19 protein-coding genes are annotated in these 20,883 nt (G+C 60.7%); 8 read left to right on the top strand and 11 right to left on the bottom strand.

Translation table 11 applies throughout. The annotated features are described in order from the left end of the window. Window positions 1–88: 88 nt before the first annotated feature. The 7 genes from JQS30_RS09320 to JQS30_RS09290 form a co-directional block, all read right to left on the bottom strand. Entirely contained in the window at window positions 89–262 is a 174-nt protein-coding gene (locus tag JQS30_RS09320; protein WP_213170019.1) for a hypothetical protein, read from the bottom strand. 117 nt (window positions 263–379) lie between these two features. Then, window positions 380–1,243, bottom strand: a complete 864-nt coding sequence (locus JQS30_RS09315; protein WP_213170018.1) for a hypothetical protein — start codon at window positions 1,241–1,243, stop codon at window positions 380–382. A gap of 161 nt (window positions 1,244–1,404) precedes the next feature. Continuing rightward, window positions 1,405–2,805 carry a hypothetical protein gene (locus JQS30_RS09310; protein ID WP_213170017.1) on the bottom strand — a complete coding sequence of 467 codons (1,401 nt, stop codon included), beginning with the start codon at window positions 2,803–2,805 and terminating at the stop codon, window positions 1,405–1,407. A gap of 50 nt (window positions 2,806–2,855) precedes the next feature. After that, window positions 2,856–4,061, bottom strand: a complete 1,206-nt coding sequence (locus JQS30_RS09305) for a hypothetical protein (RefSeq protein ID WP_213170016.1) — start codon at window positions 4,059–4,061, stop codon at window positions 2,856–2,858. A 41-nt stretch (window positions 4,062–4,102) separates the two neighbouring features. Further along, complete coding sequence (locus JQS30_RS09300; protein WP_213170015.1) at window positions 4,103–4,762, bottom strand: hypothetical protein; 660 nt, start codon at window positions 4,760–4,762, stop codon at window positions 4,103–4,105. Window positions 4,763–4,911: 149 nt separating this feature from the next. Further along, the gene (locus tag JQS30_RS09295) at window positions 4,912–5,361 is read right to left on the bottom strand and encodes a hypothetical protein (RefSeq protein ID WP_213170014.1); all 450 of its coding nucleotides are present in this window, start codon (window positions 5,359–5,361) and stop codon (window positions 4,912–4,914) included. A 71-nt stretch (window positions 5,362–5,432) separates the two neighbouring features. Continuing rightward, window positions 5,433–5,852 (bottom strand): hypothetical protein, encoded by a 420-nt coding sequence (locus tag JQS30_RS09290; protein WP_213170013.1) that lies wholly within the window; start codon window positions 5,850–5,852, stop codon window positions 5,433–5,435. 383 nt (window positions 5,853–6,235) lie between these two features. On the opposite strand from JQS30_RS09290, the gene pdxT reads away from it, so the two are divergent. Together pdxT and JQS30_RS09280 are read left to right on the top strand one after the other, a co-directional pair. Next, the gene (pdxT, locus tag JQS30_RS09285; protein WP_246497840.1) at window positions 6,236–6,853 is read left to right on the top strand and encodes a pyridoxal 5'-phosphate synthase glutaminase subunit PdxT; all 618 of its coding nucleotides are present in this window, start codon (window positions 6,236–6,238) and stop codon (window positions 6,851–6,853) included. Between the two features lie 60 nt (window positions 6,854–6,913). Further along, window positions 6,914–7,666: a YebC/PmpR family DNA-binding transcriptional regulator gene (locus JQS30_RS09280; protein WP_213170011.1), complete on the top strand. Its 753-nt coding sequence runs from the start codon at window positions 6,914–6,916 to the stop codon at window positions 7,664–7,666. A 99-nt stretch (window positions 7,667–7,765) separates the two neighbouring features. On the opposite strand, the gene JQS30_RS09275 is transcribed toward JQS30_RS09280, so the two are convergent. After that, entirely contained in the window at window positions 7,766–9,034 is a 1,269-nt protein-coding gene (locus JQS30_RS09275; RefSeq protein ID WP_213170010.1) for a multidrug effflux MFS transporter, read from the bottom strand. 408 nt (window positions 9,035–9,442) lie between these two features. Here JQS30_RS09275 and ruvC point away from each other — a divergent pair, with 408 nt between their 5' ends. The 6 genes from ruvC to secF all read left to right on the top strand — a co-directional run bounded on the left by ruvC (window position 9,443) and on the right by secF (window position 15,910). Continuing rightward, window positions 9,443–9,961 carry a crossover junction endodeoxyribonuclease RuvC gene (ruvC, locus tag JQS30_RS09270; RefSeq protein WP_213170009.1) on the top strand — a complete coding sequence of 173 codons (519 nt, stop codon included), beginning with the start codon at window positions 9,443–9,445 and terminating at the stop codon, window positions 9,959–9,961. Continuing rightward, window positions 9,958–10,557 (top strand): Holliday junction branch migration protein RuvA, encoded by a 600-nt coding sequence (gene ruvA / locus JQS30_RS09265; protein WP_213170008.1) that lies wholly within the window; start codon window positions 9,958–9,960, stop codon window positions 10,555–10,557. Before ruvC ends, ruvA begins: the two co-directional genes overlap by 4 nt. Next, window positions 10,558–11,721 carry a Holliday junction branch migration DNA helicase RuvB gene (gene ruvB / locus JQS30_RS09260; RefSeq protein WP_213170007.1) on the top strand — a complete coding sequence of 388 codons (1,164 nt, stop codon included), beginning with the start codon at window positions 10,558–10,560 and terminating at the stop codon, window positions 11,719–11,721. A 134-nt stretch (window positions 11,722–11,855) separates the two neighbouring features. Further along, window positions 11,856–12,299: a preprotein translocase subunit YajC gene (gene yajC / locus JQS30_RS09255; protein ID WP_213170006.1), complete on the top strand. Its 444-nt coding sequence runs from the start codon at window positions 11,856–11,858 to the stop codon at window positions 12,297–12,299. A gap of 602 nt (window positions 12,300–12,901) precedes the next feature. Then, a complete protein-coding gene (secD, locus tag JQS30_RS09250; RefSeq protein WP_213170005.1) occupies window positions 12,902–14,689 on the top strand; it encodes a protein translocase subunit SecD in 1,788 nt (595 codons plus the stop codon). 15 nt (window positions 14,690–14,704) lie between these two features. Further along, on the top strand, window positions 14,705–15,910 hold the full coding sequence (gene secF, locus JQS30_RS09245) for a protein translocase subunit SecF (RefSeq protein ID WP_213170004.1): 1,206 nt from the start codon (window positions 14,705–14,707) through the stop codon (window positions 15,908–15,910). 226 nt (window positions 15,911–16,136) lie between these two features. Here secF and JQS30_RS09240 read toward each other — a convergent pair whose 3' ends face one another. The 3 genes from JQS30_RS09240 to JQS30_RS17545 all read right to left on the bottom strand — a co-directional run bounded on the left by JQS30_RS09240 (window position 16,137) and on the right by JQS30_RS17545 (window position 20,466). Further along, the gene (locus tag JQS30_RS09240; protein ID WP_213170003.1) at window positions 16,137–16,424 is read right to left on the bottom strand and encodes a hypothetical protein; all 288 of its coding nucleotides are present in this window, start codon (window positions 16,422–16,424) and stop codon (window positions 16,137–16,139) included. 94 nt (window positions 16,425–16,518) lie between these two features. Beyond that, complete coding sequence (locus tag JQS30_RS09235; RefSeq protein ID WP_246497838.1) at window positions 16,519–19,185, bottom strand: RelA/SpoT family protein; 2,667 nt, start codon at window positions 19,183–19,185, stop codon at window positions 16,519–16,521. 429 nt (window positions 19,186–19,614) lie between these two features. After that, entirely contained in the window at window positions 19,615–20,466 is an 852-nt protein-coding gene (locus JQS30_RS17545) for a peptidylprolyl isomerase (RefSeq protein WP_281398342.1), read from the bottom strand. Between the last annotated feature and the right edge of the window lie 417 nt (window positions 20,467–20,883).

The following is a 20,883-nucleotide window of genomic DNA, read 5'->3' as shown; positions in this document are numbered from 1 at the left end:
AGTCGGCAGACTAAGCGTTCATGTATGGCTGATACGGCATTTCTGAGGTTTGGTCGTGTCGTGTCGCCGCGTGAGATAGGGCCACTCATCATGGAATCGAACGGCAGACTCCCTGGCGGCCATGTACTCCGGTCAAACCCTCCAGAATCCTCGCGTTGATTCCGTCTTGATTCATATGGGCGAAGGCGGGAGTGGCTATTGAGGTGACCACGAAAATCGAAACGATCATGAGGGCAAACGCACGCAAGTAAGTGAGGTTCATAGGCTGTAATCTATGAGCATTCCGCGGCCCACAGATGACGTTTCCAGAACCATCTTTGTCGGTTATGCGACTGTGGATATTGGGGAGTGATGCGGCATTACCGATCACAGCGCAATATTACTTGGGCACCCACGGCGCCTGATGTGGAGCGGCCTGTGGTGGTTGCGGATTCCCAGCGGGCGCAGACATGGGCCGGTGCCCCATTGCCGGATGCGTGGACCCAGGTGGAAGTTGCTGCTGTGTGGGCACCATGGTTCGAGCCGGTGGTGCCGGTTGCTGCCCGCTCCGCTGCGCGGTCGGGGGCATTGAGGGCGAAGGCTGGCCTGGATTGGCGGGAAATGGTTTCCTCGATCGACGTGGGTCCTTTCCCGGGTTCGTCCACCGCACCGCTCCCGAAGACAGGAGAGCCCCGGCCGTCGTTGCCATCAAGCCCAACTGTCCGAAAATCGCCAAAGCCTCTAGAAACGAGAGGGTGCCCTCGGCCATGCCCAGGATAAATCCAACGATTGACGCCGCCATCAGCACAGCCAGCAGTCCGACGGTTGCCAACCGCAGGGCGTTCATCCGCTTGGCTACGACGCAGTATGTCCCGGCTGCCAACAACACCGCGCCACTAGCGGCCACTATCGCCGAAATGCGCGGAGTGAACTCGCCCAGTAGCAAACTGGGAAGTGCGGCGTTCACCAAGCAGATTCCCACCAGTAGCCACAGAAGAATCTGCGCGGCCTTCATGGTGCCGGACTTCTTATGGCCCACTTTGTCGGGGATGGGAACGGCATACTGAGGAGGCTGCGAACGCTTGGGTGCGATGGCCGGGGCAATGGGCATCGCCGTTTGCGGTCGGCCTGAGAGCTGACTGGCACGCAGCGGAACGGTGGCAGGATCGTGTCCCGAGGCTACGGGAGCGGCCCCGGGCTGCGGATGGCTCGCCGGGGGCTGGGCGGGGCCCGGTCGAGGTTGCGGTGGCTGTGGATAAGCCATGTGGTTCGCGTCCGATCGTTGTTGAGGCTCAAGTTGTATCTGGGGCCGACATGGTGAGGCAAGCGGCGACAGCGCAAATGGCTCTGCGTCACCTAACCCTATTGTCGTACAAGGCGTCCACTTAGTGCCTCCCCCATTTGCGCCGAGAGGAAACTGTCCCGCTAAGGGAAGGTGGGCGGCTGCCCGCCTTGGTGATACGACTGAGGATTGGCCGGAGGCTGGCTTCCAGGTTGGGCGTAGGGCGAGTGCTCGGAGTATCCGCTGTAACCAGACTGGTCATAGGCCTCGCGCTGCGGTGGTGCGGCTGCGGGACTTGAAAAATACGCTTGGTTGGTCGGCGGCATCGACGTGAGGGATCCTTGGTGCTTGATCCAGCGTCGACCACTGGGGACGATCATCAAAATCATCATCACGGGAGCCAGCGGGAAGGTGGCAAGGCAGAGGAAGTTGACGAAGGTACCGAACTGATCACCGGCCAAGTAAAGCCTTCCGCCCAAGAACATTTCCGCCAAGATGATGATGGTAAGGGGAACCAGCAACAGCGCGGTGGCCACGATGGATGTGACCAGGGCGAAGGTGCCTGACCATCTGGCGGTCTTGATGAACCCGAAGACAGTCACCAGCAACATAATCGTCAGAAGCGAATAGCCTGCCAGATGCACCGACGTGTATACGATCAGGTCCTCGACGTAGATGATAAGTGGGTCGTTGGTCAGCAGGATCAGAATACGTAGCTGGTTGATGGCGGCAAGGAGCAAGCCAACAAGCAGAATCCAGGCGAAGACCTGAGCGGTGGTTAGCGAGCCAGGTTTCTTGTGCGGGATGGCGGGTTTGGAGCCCTGATTCATCAACATCAGCGCGGCGGCCGCGACGTGTGGATCGGTTCCGGGCGGAATCTGGGCCCTTAGTTGCTGCCCTTGGGGCGGATAGTTCGCCTGGGGGTGGCCGGTCGGCATTCCCGCGGCCATGGCCATTATGCGATTAGTCGTGATCCACCGGCGGGCGCTCGAGGTGCACAACAGACACAGAAGCGTCACGTACAGGCCGAGGAACAACGTCGCCACCAGAATGACCACGGGGATAGCGCTCAAAGCACCCGAGATAAGGCCCAGAGTTCCGAAGACAATTCCCAGGATCGTACCGATCAGGGCCAGAATCCATGCCCAGCGGCGACCGCGTCCGATGTAGATCGGCGCGATGATGCTTTTCACCGTCAGGAAACCGGCGAGGACGACCGAAATGAGACCCAGCGGGTGAAAGTAGTTGACCAAGCTGATGATCGAGAACAGCTCGCCGATAGCCGACATCGCGGCCATGATCCACAGGATCACCTGGATTCCGGTGACGGTCCCGGGTTTGGTCAACGACGGAAGTGGTGGCTGTCCTGGCACCGGAGCCGGGCCGTGCGGCAGATGGCCATATGCGCCAGCTGGTCCGGCTGGGGCACTATTCATCCCGTAGTTGGCCGGAGGTCCGGAGTGCTGAGGTGGCGGTGTCGGTGCGAAACCGGGTGCGGGTTGCCCGCTCGCTGGAGGGAATGGGCCCGGTGGGTGATTGGTCATGTGTGGCTTCCTGTTGACGAAGTGTCGCAAAGACTGTTGGGAGTAAGGGCTTAACGAGCGGGTGGATTCTGGTGGGTAGATATGGGTGGACGGTGGGCCACCGGTGGGGGCTTGGTTGAGTTGATGTGGGCGAGCCAGCGTCGCCCGTTGGGGACAATGCAGAGAATCATCGCGGTGATCGCAACGGGTATGAGGGCCATGTTGCTCCAGGCGGCGATGAGGACGTGGCCTTCCCAATAGGAGTGAAAGGGGCTGCGCATACTGTCTAGGAAGACAAACATCAAGATGAACATCGCTATGTGCAAGGCAAAGGCAACACAGGCTCCAACCAGCGATCCCACTGCCGACCACGCGCTTTTCGTCGCCAGCCCGACGGAGATGACCAGCAATAGCACAGCCATGGCGATCGCGCAGATGAACAAAGGCTGGTATTCGGGGAAGTACCTATTGAGCTCGGCCGGTTCGGCTGGTTGCAGCCTGACCATCCACAAGATCCCAGCCATGGCGATGGCGCCGAAAGTCCAGATCCATAGCAGCACCTGGGCGGCGGTGAGCGATCCAGGCTTCTTATCCGGGTCGTAGCGCATCATCTGCATCATGGCTGCCGCGACCGCGTGCGGATCCATACTCGCGCCCTGCGGAGTAGGGCCTTCGACGGGAGATTCGCCCGCTCCTGTGGCGGTGGGTGTTCCATGCGGACTGGGCATCATAGGCAGCGCCCGATGCGACGTGATCCACACACGTGCGCTTGTGCTGCACAGCAAACACAGCAGCGTCACATACATTGCGAGGAACACGGTCGCGGCCAATAGGGGTATCGGGGTCTCTTCGAAGACAAACAGGCCGCTGACAAGGCCGAGGAGGCCAAAGACAATGCCAAGGACAGCCCCTATGAGACCTAGAATCCACGCCCAGCGGCGACCGCGTCCGATGTAGATCGACGCGATGACGCTTTTCACCGTGAGGAAGCCAGCCACCACCACGGCAACGAGACTTAGCGGGTGGACATACTCGACCAAGCTGATAATGGAAAAAAATTCGCCAAGCGCCGAGATGGCTGCCAAAATCCACAGAATTGTCTGGACTCCGGCAATGGACCCGGGCTTGCGTACCGGCGGGGCGAGGCTGTGTCCGGAGACAACGGAACTGCCTTCCAACGGCAGGCCGTATGCTCCAGCCGGGCCGTCCAGGTGAGATCTGGGTGGCGGTAGCCCATGGCCGGGCACATTTTGGCCATGTGCGGGCGGATAGGTCATGGGGGAGTTTTCTCCTTGGCGGGGGTGAGAAGAGCTATGCCTTAGTAGTTCTTGTGGGTACGGCCTTCTGGGCGGGGAGAGGTCGCGGATTCGCGTCCCGGCGCGGGGGACGTTACGCCGGCGCCCTCTGATCGGAGAATCCAGGCGCGCCCGCTCGGATGCGCGAACCCGATAATCGCGCCATACAAGAACGGAAGCGCCGCGAACTGGCTGACTGTGCCCACATAGAACGGCCATGGGCGGCCCGAGTCGAGCAGTGGTGCCGAGGAGGAGCCGGACGTGGCGATGAATAGCGCGGTAAACGAAAGTGTCGACAACATGGCGAGAATTGTCGCTACGCTAATGCCGCCAGCGGCCAGCGCGCTTATGGGAACGTCGATTACTCGGATAAGGAAAATCGCCAGCGCTATTACCGGCAGCGTGATGATGGAAATGAACAGGAAGTATGGGATGCCCAAGGCCGTGTATTGTGCGGTTTCTTCATCGGCGGCGGCCCAGTTGTGCCCTGCGATTGACAGTGCGGAGAACACACAGATAGCGATGAGACAGACCTTGGCGAGCCGACTCACGAACGGTTTAGTCGCCTCCCGATGGGGCAAACCGGTATCGGTTTGGGGGCCCGCGCCGGGCTGTGGGGGGCTGCCGTCATTCTCCGGGGGTTGCGAATGCGCCGAACCTGACCGTGGCCAAGGATGTGTCATGGTTTCTCGCTTACGGTGGTGGCGGAGTCAGTCGCGGATGGTCTGATACGTCTGCGAAGCCGTGATGGTGCCGATGTGAGTGTCGAACCCATTTTAATGAGTTGTGACCACTCTCGTGGGCTATGCCACCCAAGGGTCCTTCCTCGGGCTTACTTGGGTGTGAACCATTCTTTGACATCCGCACTGAAAAGCCAGAACAGTGAAAACATGCACGCTACGAGAGGGATGGCCAACACCAGCACCATGTTGGGCGCGAACATGACCAGCGTGGAGCCAACGGCGAAGTAGATGACCGATGCCGCGATGGCCCATTTGCGCGCGATCGGCAACTGGGAGGATAGGCGTCCCGCCGCCATAGCTGCGAATGCGCAGGTGAGGAACAGCAACACGACCAGAATCCAGAAGGGGCCAGTCGGCGGTCGTTCGGCGAACCCGGCCTCACGTAGCTCCTCCACGGAGGCACTTTGGACGCCATAGAGCGTCAGCGCCACTAGATTGCCGCCACAGAGCGCAAATGTCGCCTGCACCCATAGCGCTATCTGGATCTTCTTGATCTGCGGCGGTCGCCCATCGTGGCGCTGGCTCGGTTGGGGAAGCATCTGGTTTTAACCTCGTTGTCGTGACGGTCGGGCAGGTGATCTTAGTGAGGGCAACGGCGGTGACGGGATCGTTAGCGGTTGAACCACCGCCGCGAGGACCGTTCGGTGAGCGTGCCGATGATGACTATCGGAACAATAGTCAAGGCCACTCCCATCGCCCAGTAAACGCCCCCGGTGAAAATCAGCCAAAACAGGCCGGCCACCGTAGCAAACTGCAACGTCAGTAGCAGTAGCCAGAGCAAGCGCCACTGGGTTCCCATTAGCAAGGTGAGGCCAAGGAGGACTAGACCGTATCCGGCCAAGCTGGCGGCGGCGCGGTAGGCGTGGTCAACCGCTGCGTTGGGAACCATATCGGTACCGGCCACGTGCAGCAGCCACACCAGCGCGCCGCTGAGGACCGAGATTCCGGATTGCAGCCAGAGGGCGCCTCGGGCTGACCGGGCCGGGCTGGGCATTGAGCGCGCGGCGCGGGCTTTTGCGTTTGTCGCCATGAAGTGCTCCTTGGGGTGGGGCGAAGAAGTTTCGCAGCGGACCTTAAGGCTTGTGTAAACGGCACCCGTGGTGTACCTGTCGACTCGTTTACCAGCGTAAACTTTGCCTCCTGTGGCCCTGAGCCCGTTTTTCGCAAGCCTCCATATTGTGCCAGGTAGCTTGGTGGGTGGCGCGACTGCTGGCTTCGCTTACGCGACTTGAGCGTAGGCGCCCGGCAGTCTGCGGCAACCATTGAACATTTTCGCAGCTCACAGGCTGGTGAATTTCTGGCATTCCAGCTCACAACCGGATGTGGTCCAGCGGGCCGTGCTCGGAGTTTAGACGTAGGCTGAAAAGTGACGTGTCATGCCGAAGAGGAATGCGTCTGGGGAGGATGTTGAACGTGACGAAACCGAATATCGGAGTGTTGGCTCTGCAAGGTGACGTGGTCGACCATGCCCGAGCACTGGAGGCCGCTGGCGCGAACGTTCGTAAGGTCCGTCGGGCGAGCGAACTCGACGATGTGGAAGCTTTGGTCCTTCCCGGTGGCGAATCAACGGCGATGAGCAATTTGCTGCTGGCATTCGACTTGCTGGAACCGATTCGTAAGCGTCTCGATGACGGCATGCCCGCCTATGGCTCCTGCGCGGGCATGATCATGTTGGCTCGCCGGGTGGTAGACGGTCGCGACGATCAGCGTTCCTTTGGCGCGATTGACATGACGGTGCGGCGAAACGCCTTCGGTCGCCAAGTCGACTCCTTCGAAACCGATGTCGAGCTGACCGGGATTGAGGGCGGCCCGTATCGGACCGTCTTTATCCGTGCTCCGTGGGTTGAGGAGATCGGCGATGACGTTGAGGTGATCGGCCGTATCAGCCAAGGGCCCGCAGACGGTAGGATCGTCGCCGTGCGCTCCGGAAATCACTTGGCGACGGCGTTCCACCCTGAGGTGACCACCGACGCTCGAGTGCACGAATACTTTGTGACCATGGTGCGGGCCGCTGCGGGGGCTCGGGGCTGAGAACCGCACTCGTTTGCGACTCAGCCGGGTCGGAGACGATGAGAGGGACGGAAGAGGGACATGTCAGGCCACTCTAAATGGGCGACGACCAAGCACAAGAAAGCCGTGATTGACGCCAAGCGCGGTAAGTTGTTCGCCAAACTGATCAAGAACGTGGAAGTCGCCTCTCGCACCGGTGGTCCTGACCCCGATGGCAATCCGACTTTGTACGACGCGATTCAAAAGGCCAAGAAGAGCTCGGTTCCCAATGACAACATTGATCGAGCTGTCAAGCGTGGCGCAGGATTGGAAGCGGGCGGTGCCGACTATCAGACGATCATGTATGAGGGTTACGCACCTGGAGGCGTGGCGCTGCTGATCGAGTGCCTGACTGACAACCGCAACCGGGCCGCGAGTGAGGTGCGGGTGGCCCTGACTCGTAACGGCGGTAACCCAGCCGACGCCGGGAGTGTGTCGTACATGTTTTCCCGTAAGGGCGTCGTCATGGTTCCGGCGGCCGATGGTTTGAGTGAAGACGACCTACTGATGGCGGTGTTGGACGCGGGCGCCGAGGAGGTCAACAACCTGGGGGAGTCATTCGAGGTCATCTCCGAACCGACCGACCTGGTCGCGGTGCGTACCGCGCTGCAATCAGCGGGCATTGACTATGACTCGGCCGAGGCTTCGTTTCAGCCCAGCGTGACGGTACCTGCTGACGCGGACTTGGCTAGGAAGGTCTTCAAGGTCATCGAAGCGTTGGAAGACTCAGACGAGGTGCAGAACGTCTTCTCCAATATTGATATCGCCGATGAGGTCCTGGCGCAAATCGACTGACTTCCCAGCCCGTTCGGGGGCGTTTCCCGTAGTCATATCCAAGCAAAGGTGGGGCGTGGCTTTCGATTGCTCGAAAGCCACGCCCCACCTCGTAGGTGCTCAGGCGGCTAGAGCTTGTTCGCGAGCTCGGTAGATGCGCACGGTGAAGGCCACAGCCACCACCGCGACCAGGCCCAGACCGAGCATCACCGTCGTCATCGAGGTGAAGGTGACCTCGCTGGCGTGATTCATGCTGGCCAGGGCGGCGAGGCTACCGCCCATCGCCATTTGGATGCATCCCATGATCGCTGAGGCCGTGCCAGCGATGGGCGGCGGCTGGGACGTCATGGCCATCGACCCGGCGTTGGGGAAGAGCACGCCGACCCCGAACATCAGTACCGCGAGTACTCCCGTGATCGTCCACAGAGTGTCCAGGCCCAGCGGTTGGAGCGCGAACAGGGCGATAACCGATATGGTGTTGATCGCGCAGCCGATGGCCAACCGAGTTGACGACCGGATAAAACGAATGAGCAGGATGTTGACCTGATTACCAATCACCAGGGCAATGGTGGTGATGGCGAAGATGAGTCCGAAGGTTTGTGGGGTGGCTCCGTAGGAGTTCTGCGACACGAATGAGAAGCCCGAGATATAGGTGAACATCATCGCGAAGCTGAACCCAACCGCCATGACCGGGGCCATGAACGCCCCGTCGCGCAGCAGCTGCCCGACTGTGCGGCCGAATTCGGCTAGGTTGAAGTCACGCCGGGCCTCCTTCGGGAGGCTTTCGGGCAACGTGAAGTACAAAAAGATCATGGTGATGGCCGAGGCCACGGTCAAGAAGATGAAGATGAATCGCCACGACCCCAGCTCGAGTAGCTGCGCACCCAGAATGGGACCCAAAAGCGGAGCCAACATCGTCACCAGCATCATCTTGGAGATGAACCGAGCGATGTCGTCACCTTCGAAGAAGTCACGAATGACCGCGCGAGCGATGACCATGCCCGCGGCCCCCGCGAGGCCCTGGACGAACCGCAGGATCAGGAGGATATCGGCGGTGGGCGCCAGAGCGCAGGCGAGCGACACCACAGTGAAGATGGCGCCACTGATCAGGAGGGGCTTGCGCCGTCCATAGCGGTCCGACAGTGGCCCTAGAATGGCTTGTCCCAGCGCCAGGCCCAACATCATCGAGGTCATCGTCAGCTGGATACGCGCCTCGGTGCTTCCCAGCTGGTTGGCAATTTCGGGGAATGCGGGTAGGTAGAGGTCGCTGGCCAGTGGTCCCAAAGCAGTCAACGCGCCGAGAACAAAGACCAGCAAGACGACGAAACGCCGTGGATAGGACGGTGTTTGAGTGGGGCCGACTGCCGGCTTAACGGAAACAACAGACACAAGAGACTCGCAAGGTACGTAGGAGTGGCCTGACTAAGGTCAGTGCGGGAGAGACTTCGCCTCATACGAGATTAAGGTTCCAGCTAGCCGGTCGGCAAGTAAATTTCAGCGATTGACGCCCAGATCACCGATGCGGTTCCACCCTGTGGACGCCCTTGCGACAACAGGGACAAAACCATCGATCCGTACCGGTGCCCGTCAACGGCGAGCAACACCCACCTCTCGCCGTTGGCGAGCTAACGGTCCCGTCCCCAGCGGGAGCGAAAGAGAAAATCCGCATCACAATTGCCCACACGCGCCGAAACTGTCTGCCCCGGACGATAGAGTCTTATAGCCCTGAGGGCCGAACTCAGCCCTCAACAACGTCGAAGGCCCGCCTCTCCGCGGGGCAGACATCGAGGAGCGAAATTGCGCGTCATGGGAGTAGACCCCGGACTCACCCGCTGCGGCGTCGGTATCGTCGAAGGCAGCCCCGGAGTCAAGGGAACCATGGTCGCCGTGGGCGTCATTCGTACCGACCCCAACACCGAACTAGCCACCCGCCTGTTTGAACTCGACGCGGGCCTGCGTGACTTTCTCGAACGACACCAGCCTGAAGCCGTCGCCGTCGAACGGGTCTTCAGCCAACATAACGTCGCCAGTGTTATCGGCACCGCCCAAGCATCCGGCATCGCCATGCTCGCTGGAGCCAAAGCCGGATTGCCCGTGGCCACATACACGCCATCTGAGGCCAAAGCCGCAGTGTGCGGCAACGGTTCAGCCGACAAACGCCAAGTCACCGCTATGATCACCCGCATTTTGGGCCTCACCGACCCGCCCAAACCCGCCGACGCCGCTGACGCCCTCGTCATCGCCATCACCCACCTGTGGCGCGGTAGTCTCCAAAACAAACTCCGACTCGCCACCCAGAAGGGAGCCTGGCGATGATCGCCCTGCTCAACGGAGAAATCGTGCACATCGCTGGTGACCGAGCCGTCATCAACGTCGCCGGAGTCGGCTATGCGGTGCGGGCTACTCCCAACACGCTTGCCGGGCTGCGCCTTGGCCGCACCGTCCTCTTGCACACCACTCTTATCGTCCGTGAGGACGCGCTGACCCTTTACGGATTTCTCGAACCGGACGAACGCGACCTGTTCGAACTGCTCCAAACGGCCTCCGGAGTTGGCCCGCGCCTGGCTCAGGCCGCGCTGGCGGTGCATCAGCCGGAAAAGGTGCGCCGCGCGATCGCCTCCGGTGACACCGCGACGCTGACGCGCATTCCCGGAGTGGGAAAGAAGGGTGCCCAGCGGCTGGTCTTGGAGCTAAAGGACAAAGTCGGGTTCGTACCTGGAACTGTGCCCGAACAGGTCAACGGCAAACGTCCCGCCGGTTGGCGCACTCAAGTAAGCCAAGGTATCCAGGCGCTGGGATGGTCGGCCAAGGACGCAGAAGCGGCCATTGCGAGACTGGACACCGAAGGCGTCGATGAGGCCGACGTGCCTTCTTTGTTGAAACAAGCCATCCGTCTGCTGGGAAAGAAATAGATGACCGACCCGGACCGCACTGATCCCCACCCTCGGCCCGAGGGGCAGCCCCAACATCCTCCTGGCCCTGTCGATGAGAGTGCCTCTTTCGTTAGTGAGCCTGAGTTTGACCACGCGCTTGTGGCTGCTGAGGCGGGGGTGGAGGATCGGGTTGCCGAGGCCAGCATTCGGCCCGGCAAGCTCGACGAGATTATCGGTCAGTCGCGGGTACGCGAGCAGATTCAGTTGCTATTGCAAGGTGCGAAGCAACGGGGAAGTTCTCCTGACCACCTATTGTTGTCGGGGCCACCGGGGCTGGGAAAGACCACGCTGGCCATGATCACCGCCACCGAACTCGGGGTGGCCTTGCGGCAGACGTCCGGCCCCGCCATTGAGCGTTCAGGTGACCTCGCCGCCATCCTCACCAGCTTGGGCCCCGGGGACGTTCTTTTTATCGATGAGATTCACCGTATGGCCCGGCCAGCCGAAGAGCTGCTCTACACCGCCATGGAGGACTTCCGAGTCGATGTGATTGTCGGCAAGGGCCCCGGTGCCACCGCGATTCCTCTCGACCTTGAACCTTTCACTCTGGTCGGAGCCACGACAAGGTCAGGACTCTTGACCGGCCCGCTACGTGATCGCTTCGGGTTTCTGGGCCAGCTGGAGTTTTACGAACCGGCCGAGCTGCACACCATCCTTATCCGTTCATCGAGCATTCTCGAGGTCGAATTGACCGATGCGGGGGCGGCCGAGATTGCCAAGAGATCACGTGGCACACCCCGTATAGCCAACCGGCTATTGCGCCGAGTGCGCGACTTCGCGCAGGTCAGGGCTGATGGGGTTATCACTGAGGCCGTTGCCCAGGACGCTTTGGCGTTGTATGACGTCGACAACCTCGGTCTGGATCGGCTCGACCGGGCGGTGCTGTCTGCCTTGATCGACTCCTTTGGGGGTGGTCCGGTGGGATTGACCACTTTGGCGGTGGCGGTCGGAGAACCAGCCGACACGGTTGAGGAAGTGTGCGAGCCGTATCTGGTGCGTGCGGGCTTGTTGGCGCGCACACCGCGAGGCCGAGTCGCAACCGGGCATGGCTGGATTCACCTAGGACGGACCCCACCCCAGGGAGGCGGATCACCCTCACCTGGAGATACGCTTTTTAGTAACGACTGCGATGCTGAAAGTTGAAAATAGTTCAAAACACCGCAGGCAGGCCCAGAATCACGTTTCTGAGCCTGTGGCGCTGTTCACCGGCTGCAAGCGACCGGTTAGACTCCGCGCAGACGTATCTCTCGATAGTCAAACAATGGAAAGGGCCAATCGTGCTCCTGGCTGAACCGGCAACTCTCCTCGCCCAAGAAGGCGAGGGCGGCTCCTCGATGTTCTTCTTCCTGATGATCGGCGGGTTTATCCTGCTGATGTACTTCCTTATGATCCGTCCGCAGCGTAAACGCGCCAAGGAGACTCAGCAGATGCAAAGCTCGGTGGCCGTGGGCGCCCGAGTGATGACCATCGGCGGGCTGTTTGGCACCGTGGTCGACTCTGATGAGGAGACCATCACGCTCGAAGCTTCCGACGACGTCTTCCTGGTCTTTAACCGCCAGGCAGTCGCCAAGGTCGAGGAAGAGGGCGACGGATCCGAGGAAGAACCGCTCAACGAGGTCGACTCCACCATCACCGACGAGGACTTGGAAAAACTCACCTCCGGTGACGAAAAAGGTGACGATGACGATAAAGGCAAAGGAAAAGACAAGAAGTACTACTAAGTAGTACTGACAATTAAATAACGTGCGCAATGAGACATGAGTCCCGGCTTATGTCGGTATGCCCCCTGGACACTGTTCCCTGGGCGATGGACCTGTTGGGCATCGTCTCCGGACAACGTCGCCACAGGCACTGCGGCGTTGGCGTTGCCAGGCTACTTCCGCCCGTGTGCATGCAGTAGGCCTCATTAAGGTGTCAGGTTCCGACCTGGCCCAGTCGAGCCCGCTGGTGGGGCCATACTCGCGATACCTGCCGTCGAGACCGCGTAGCGGACACCTAGCCGAGCACGTCATGCGAAGTGTGGTCCAGGAGTGCCCCTCTAGGCGTGGCCGTTGACCGACGAAGTGTTGCGGCGCGGGACCATGCCGTTGTGAGATCCGTCCTGGCAGGGCACCCACTGACATTGCGCCTAGATCATGTGCGGCCTTGGCACACCCCGTCAAAACCGCCAAGGGTCGCCGTGTCGCATCCGCTTAGCGAAACGCTGGAGCCATCGGATGCCACTCGGAGACCTCGCCGACGAATCGATACCGGATAAAAAGGAAGAGACACGACAGTGGCAACCAAGGGCAGCAAACACCCTCCGACGCGAACCCGTAAAAAGGTGAAGCAAAAACGGCTGCGAGTGGCGCCATACTTCGTCGCCCTCATCGTCATCCTCGCCGTGATCTGGTCCTCGGCGTTGGCCACCACCAACTTCAAGGAGCTGCCCACCCCCCGGTTGGGCCTTGACCTGCAGGGTGGTCTGTCGATGACCCTGTCGGCATACGACCCTGACGGCGGCACCCCTGACGAGGAGACTCTCGAACAGGCCCGCCAGATTATCGAGAACCGTGTCAACGCCACCGGTGTGACCGAGCCCGAGGTCTATGTCGAGGGCAGCAACAACATTGTGGTCAACGTGGCAGGAACCGACACGGACCAAGAAGGTCTGCGCGCGGTCGGAGCCCCAGCCGAACTACGTTTCCGTATCGTCGCTGACTCGATGCCGGACCTGTCTGACTTGGACCCAGAAGACCTCGCCGAACAAGAAGAGGATCTGGAGGGCGTCGAGGAGGAAATCCAAGACTCCGAGGGCGAGGACAACGGCACCGAAGGCGAAGCCGACGAAACCCGCGAAACCGACAATGGCGATGAGGCCGCCGAGGAGTCCAGCGAGGACAACAACGAGCCAATCGTGTCGCTCGACGAGGTGTGGGCCAAGGTCGGAGAGGAAGCCGCCGAAGCCGCGCAAGGTCTGGAATCGGTTCCAACCGACGTCGAGACCATGGAATTGCTCGCCCCCTTCCGTGAACTGTCCGGGGAAGAAGTCAGCGTCCTGCCGACCGAAACCCAATACCTGGTACCGACGATCTCGTGCGACCAGCTTGACTCACGTCCGCCCGGAGCCATCCAAGACCCAGACGTGGACGTTGTGGCCTGCGGCTCTATGACCGCGCCCGACGGTGAGACCGAGTACTTCGAAAAGTACTACCTGTTTCCGTCCGAGGTCCTCGGTGAACATGTGCAGGATGCCGACATCGGAACTGACCCGGGCAACCCGACCCGCTTCAACGTGAACGTCACGTTCACTACGACGGGCGCTGGCCTGTGGGGGAGTCTGACCACAGAGAACGTGCAGGAACAAGTAGCGATCGTGCTTGACAATGAGGTGGTGAGCGCTCCGGTCATCCAGGAGCCCACTTCCACCTCCACGTCAATCACCGGGGACTTCAACTCCACTGAGGCCCGATTGCTGGCCGACCAGCTGAACTTCGGTTCGCTGCCCTCGTTGTTCACTATTGAGACGATCAACGAAGTCACACCGACCCTAGGTGTGTCGCAGCTACAGGCAGGTCTGCTCGCTGGTGGGCTGGGCTTGCTGCTGGTATTCGTGTACTGCCTGGCCTACTACCGGGTCATGGGTCTGATCGTGCTGGGCAGTCTCGGAGTGGCGACCTTGACGCTGTATCCAGCGGTTTCCCTGCTGGGTTCCGAGATCGGATTCACCTTGACTTTGGCGGGTATGGCGGGCTTTGTCGTCGCCATCGGTATCACCGCCGACTCCTTTGTGGTGTTCTTTGAACGCATCAAGGAGGAGATGAAGGAGGGACGGTCTGCCAAATCCGCCGTGCCTCGAGCGTGGGCCCGGTCCAGGCGGACGATTCTGTCCGCCAACGCGGTGTCGATCATCTCTGCGTTGGTGCTCTATATCCTGGCCATCGGCCCGGTGCGCGGATTCGCTTTCGCCCTGGGCATGTCCACCTTGGTCAACATCATGGTCGTCTTCCTGTTCACGCATCCGATCGCGTCTTACCTTTCGCGCGGATCGCTCTTGAACAACAAGAAACTCTCTGGGCTCTATGTGAAGACGATTGACCCCGACCTCGAGCGCTCCGCAGTGCGCCGCTAAGGAGAACTGATTCCTATGAGTCCACAGAAGAATCAAGCGCGCAGCTCCGAGCTTTCAATTTTCAGTAAGCTGTATCGCGGAGAAACTGACGTTCCCATCGTCCCCAGCCGCAAGAAGCTCTATATCGCGGGCGCGGTTCTCATGACCATTAGCGTGATTGCCATCTTGTTCAAGGGCTTCACGCTGGGTATCGACTTCGTCGGTGGTGTGCAGTACGCGGCACCGGTATCCTCGACCGTTTCGCTAGAGGACGTCGAAGAAGCCGTCGAAGACGCCGGGGTCCCGGTGTCCTCCGCTCAACGTGCCGGTTCCGGAGACGCCGCCAACTACGTGATCCGAGCTGGCGTCATGTCGGACGAGGAAACCGCGGGCGCTCGGCAGGCGATTACCTCCCTGTTGGGGATCGAAACCAGCGACGTGTCGGTGACTGAAGTCAGCTCAACGTGGGGGCAGGCGGTGTCACAGCAAGCGCTGGTGGCATTGCTGGTCTTCATCGCCTTGGTCACGCTCTTTATTTGGCTCCGGTTTGAAAAACGGATGGCAGTGGCCGCCTTGGCCAGCTTGATTTTCGACCTGGTCTTGGTCGCTGGGGTATTCGCGATTGTCGGGTTCGAAGTAACACCGTCGACGTTGGTCGGAATGCTGATGGTCTTGGCTTATTCGCTGTACGACACGGTGGTGGTCTTCGATAAGTTGCGAGAGAACACCGAAGGCCTCCTACAGAGTCGACGCCAGACGTTCGCCGAGGCCGCGAATGACGCGGTGAACTTGACGTTGATGCGCTCCATCAACACCAGCATTATCGGTGCGCTTCCCGTTGGAGGGCTCCTCTTCATCGGTGTGGGAATGCTCGGTGTCGGAACGCTTAAGGACCTGGCCTTGGTCCTCTTCGTCGGGGTCATCACCGGTACCTTCTCGTCGGTGTTCCTAGCAGCGCCGCTCGTGGTGGACTTGGCCAATCGCAGCCCGGTCTATCAAAAGCACAACCAGAAGGTGGCAAATAAGCGCGCCGGAATCTCCGAGGACGGCGACGAGGAAGACGATGTTCCCGACCGCACCTTGGGTGATGAATCGGACAATATCGACCTGCAGGTTGATGAGGTTGACGCTGATGAGGGCGAACGTTCCGCCGCTGTAGCGACCACGACACCCCGGCCCGGGGTCCGCCCCGCATCGCGTGGTAGCCGCGGCAGCCGATCGGCGCGCAGTCGACGCGATTAGCCGAACCGAAAAACGGTAATAAGTAGGGGCCCAAGACGAATCGTCTTGGGCCCCTACTTCATGTCGGTGCCCCTACTGACTGGGAAGTGGCGAGTGGGCCGCAGCCCAGATGGCTGCGGTACTGCGTAGGGAACATCGCCATTGGATCGAAGTTGGAGGAAGCTCCTTTAGCCCTACGAAGGTGCTCATGGCAGCTTTCGGGCTTTCTAGGAGTACATGTCGACCTTTATTTGTCGAACTTCTCCTTGGCGCGGCCCTTCAATTCGTGGGCCTTGTCGCGGGCATCGCCCGCCTTGTCCTGGAGCTTGTCGGTGGCGGACTTATCGTCCTCATCGCCCGACATCTTTTCCTTGGCCTCGTTCATGACATCCTTGGCCTTGTCCTTCATGTCATCGAACTTGTCACCAATGCCCATGCCGAATTCCCCCTCGTGATTCGGACTCGAGAGTCCGAAAACGGTATTTCCGTCGATGTGACCGCCGGTCGCGCAACTGTGCGTTCTGGTGACGGCCACACTCCACAACGTAACGCCGTTGAGCCGGTATGACAACCATTCGCCAATATTGTCCCGAGGAATCTCGGATTCGTGCTAACGTGCCCATTGTTTCTTAATGGGGGTCTGCCGAGGTCAAGCGGTAGGCATCATAGACGCCCTCGATATTGCGAGTGACCTTCACGATGTGGTCCAGATGTTTCGGGTCGGCCATTTCGAACGTAAAGCGGGACAACGCGACCCGGTCTCGCGTCGTGGTCACCGTCGCCGAGAGGATCGAGATACGTTCCCCCGACAGCGCCTGTGTGACATCCGCGAGCAGGCGATGGCGATCCAATGCCTCCACCTGAATCGTGGCCACAAAAGTGGTCTGTTCGGCCTGATCGGCCCACGAGACCTCGACTACCCGGTCCGGTTGCAGCTCCGCCCGGTCTTCTGCATTCTCACAATTGCGCCTGTGCACGCTCACCACGTGGAAGCGGGTTGAGAAACCGATGATGTCATCACCGGGAATGGGGTTGCAGCAACGAGCGAGTCGCACGGGCATCTCGCCCTCTTCCATCCCGGCGATCTTGATGCCGGTGTGCATATCGCCATGATGTTGAGGGTCGACCTTACTGGGCGGAACAACCGGGGCGGCCACTTCGGCGATGTCTTCGGAGGCGCCTTCGGCTCCTCCTTGACTATCGAGCAATTTCGCGATGATGTGCTCGGCCGAATGGTCCTTCTCGCCAATTGCCGCGTACAGCGCCTCGACGTCCTTCAAAGACAGATCATGCGCCAGCGACGTCAAGTTGTCGGTGGTCAAGATGCGCTGCATGGGCAAGCGGCGCTTACGCATCGCCCGCGTCAGCAGCTCCTTGCCCATTTCGATGGCTTCCTCGCGGCGCTCTTTCTTAAAGTGTTGCTTGATCTTCGTACGAGCTCGTGGGCTCTTGACGAATGTCAGCCAGTCCTCGGTTGGGGAAGCATCTTTGGAGTTCGACGTGAAAATCTCCACCACGTCTCCATTGGAGAGCGTGGACTCCAGCGGCACTATTTTCCCATTGACCTGCGCGCCAATACAGCGATGGCCGATCTCAGTATGCACCGCGTAGGCGAAGTCGACCGGTGTCGAACCGGCCGGAAGCGCGATCACATCGCCCTTCGGGGTGAAGACGTACGCCTCCGAGGAGGCCAGATCGAAACGCAGCGCGTCCAGGAATTCCGAGGGGTCGGCCGCTTCCCTCTGCCAATCCAGCAGTTGTCGCAGCCACGCCATTTCGTCGATGTGAGCAGGAGGGCCCGCCACCGTGGCCGATCGCGTCTCCTTGTACTTCCAATGCGCAGCGATACCGTACTCGGCGGTGCGGTGCATCGCCCAGGTGCGGATCTGCATTTCCACCGGCTTGCCGTTGGGGCCGATCACCGTTGTGTGCAGCGATTGGTACATGTTGAACTTCGGCATGGCGATGTAATCTTTGAAGCGTCCCGGTACCGGCTGCCAATTGGCGTGGATGACGCCCAACGCGGCATAGCAGTCCCGCTCGCTATCGACCAGGATGCGCAGACCCACCAAGTCATAGATGTCGGCGAAATCCCTACCGCGGACGATCATCTTCTGGTAAATCGAGTACAGGTGTTTGGGTCGACCCGACACGTTCGCCTTGATCCGGGAAGACTTCAGCTCAGACTTCACCCGTTCGGTGACCTGCTGTAGCAAAATCTCCCGCTGCGGGGAATGGTCGGCGACCAAGCGAGCGATCTCGGCGTAACGCTTCTTGTACAGGGTCGCGAAGGAGAGATCCTCCAGCTCCCATTTGATCGTGTTCATACCCAAACGGTGGGCCAGCGGAGCGAGAATTTCCAGAGTCTCGCGTGCCTTCTGCTCCTGTTTGGATTGAGGGAGGAAGGCCAGGGTGCGCATGTTATGTAGACGATCGGCCAACTTGATGACGAGAACCCGTGGGTCCTTGGCCATCGCCACGACCATCTTGCGGATCGTCTCGGCCTTCGCCGCGTCGCCTAGCTTGACCTTATCCAGCTTGGTCACGCCGTCGACCAGCAGCGCCACCTCGCCACCGAATTCCTCCTCGAGCTCCTCGAGCGCGTAGGCGGTGTCTTCGACGGTATCGTGCAACAGCGCCGCCACCATCGTGTTGGTGTCCATACCCAGCTCGGCCAGGATCGACGCCACTGCCAGCGGATGGGTGATATACGGGTCGCCGGATTTACGGAACTGACCCTCATGCAGCCGGTCAGCGGTGTCGTAGGCCTTCTGCAGAAGACGAATGTCGGCTCGGGGATGAGCGGCCCGGTGTGTGGCTACGAGCGGCTCCAGGACCTCCGGCAGCGTCGGGCCCTGCCACGGCGCGTTAAAGCGGGCCAAGCGAGCGCGCATGCGACGACCTGTGGGCGGGCCACCCGAGCTGTTGCGGGCCTCTGCGCCGTTACCAGGTTTAGACGCCCCATTCTTAGCCCCACCGGAGGAGGAGTTGCCCTTCTTTGCGGCTCCCCCCTGCCTACTGTTGGAGTTGGCGGCGTTGTTGCGAGAGCCCGAGCTAGGCGATGAGCGGTTTTCAGGGGCTTTCGAGGCACCGCTGTGAGAGGATCCGTCCCGCGATGAGGCCTTTGGGCTGGAAGATCCTTTGCCAGCCCCGGTGGCAGCGGCGGGGGAGGAGTTGTCACTCCCCGTTCCCGAGCCCGACGTGGTGCCTTTCGGCGCAGCGCCGTCGGTGGTGTTGCCTTCGGGAGCGTTGCCGCTGGTGGCACCTGCTCCGGACTCTGTAGCCTGATCGGCCACCGGCCCCTCCTTCTTCGACTCCGTCAATACAGCGACCGGTGCGCCAGAGGCACCCGCCATGCTGCCGCTCAGACTACGGCCGTTGGCCGGTCTCGCTGATGAGAACCGCCGCGATAGCCGCCGAGGTTCTCCTCACGTGAACGGCCCAAAGTGCCTTTCACAGACTGCCAACACCGAAATTGCGACAAACGGCGCTGGTAATTGTTTACCTAGCGATCACGGTCAGAGTCTCATCGTAGCTCTAGCGCGGCTGGAGCCCAATGCTGCGTGCCGCGGTTGAGACGTGGCTTTGTTTATATCCGGATCGCACCGCTACGATCGGGCGCGAAGAACGGCCCATTGACGTCGGTGACTCCGTCTAGGACGGTGGTGACATCAATGGGCCGTTCTACGTTCTCGTTTCCAAGCTTACTTGGTATTGACGAGTTGTTAGGAGATATCGCTCATCGTCAACGATTCGATGATGACCTCAGTTTCGGGCTGGCCGTCAGTGGGGGCCATGCCGGAATCGGGGATCACTCCATCGGCGGCGACGCCCTCGACAATGTCGAGGCCTTCGGTGATGGTGCCAACGATGGTGTAGTCGGCCGGGAGAGTCGTGTCGTCGTAGACGAGGAAGAACTGGCTACCGGTGGTGTCTGGTCCCGCGTTGGCCATGGCTAGGGTTCCGGCCGGGTAGTTGTTCTCGGCGTCCTCGGGCAGGTTTTCCTCAGGGAACTGGTAACCGGGGCCACCCGATCCCGCGTCGTCGCCGATTCCGCCTTGAGTGTTGGGGTCGCCGCACTGAAGAACGAAGATCCCATCAGTGGTCAGGCGGTGGCAACGTGTGTCGTCGTAGTAGTTCTGTTCGGCCAGGAACGTGAAACTGGAGGAAGTGCAGGGGGCCGCGGCAGTGTCGACATCGGCGGCAATGGTGCCGAGGTTGGTCTGGATCGTCATGGTCTGCATGCCTTCCTCAGGCGCGTCGGGCGAGGGGACCGCCGCGTCGCCGAAGGGTGTGTAGAGGCAGTCACCGTCGACCGGTTCGCCGGGCGCGTCCTGCTGGCCGTCGTCCGGTCCGCCTTCTTCAGGGCCGGAGGTAGCCGTGTCGTCGGTGGTGGTCTCGTCGTCTCCGGAGAGCGCCACGACGCCCCAGATGATGACGCCGACCAAGGCGAGGCCAACCACGCTGGCGATGACGACTTGCGTGGTGCGTTCCTTCTTCTCCTGGGCCGCCTTGGCCGCCATTCTCTCTTGCAGCTGTTGGCGAGCGGCGTCGCGCTTGCCTTGCGATGAGGGCACCGTTTCTCCCTGAGGTGTCGCGATTGAATCGGTTGTCTGAGTAGAGCCAGGCTGCTGCGTTCGCAGCGACCGGTCCTAGGAGCTCCTAACAGGTTTTTCTTCCTAGAAGCTTGAGCAAAAGGCACTTTCGGCGTTTTCGTCGGCTCGGTAAGGAGCGTAAACTTCGCCTCCTGCGGCCTTGAACGTGCACTTTTACATAGGCCTCCCACTTCGGTGGTGTGTTGTCGCGCCTGGCCGCGTTGTCGGCCCTTGCCCATACCCGCTGGGTATGAACTAGCGCCTCGGCCTTCCCCGACACTGGCAGCACACCATCCTCGCCGCGGGTCAAAGCTGATAGGAGCTCTAAGTCGAGGAGAGGCGAATTCGTCACCGTGCGGACTCGTGCGGGGTTGTACCCCACTAAGCCGCGGTGAGTAG

The sequence above is a fragment of the Natronoglycomyces albus genome (assembly GCF_016925535.1).
In the GTDB taxonomy this organism is placed as follows: Bacteria; Actinomycetota; Actinomycetes; order Mycobacteriales; family Micromonosporaceae; genus Natronoglycomyces; species Natronoglycomyces albus.
This window is presented reverse-complemented; position numbering and strand designations above follow the sequence as displayed.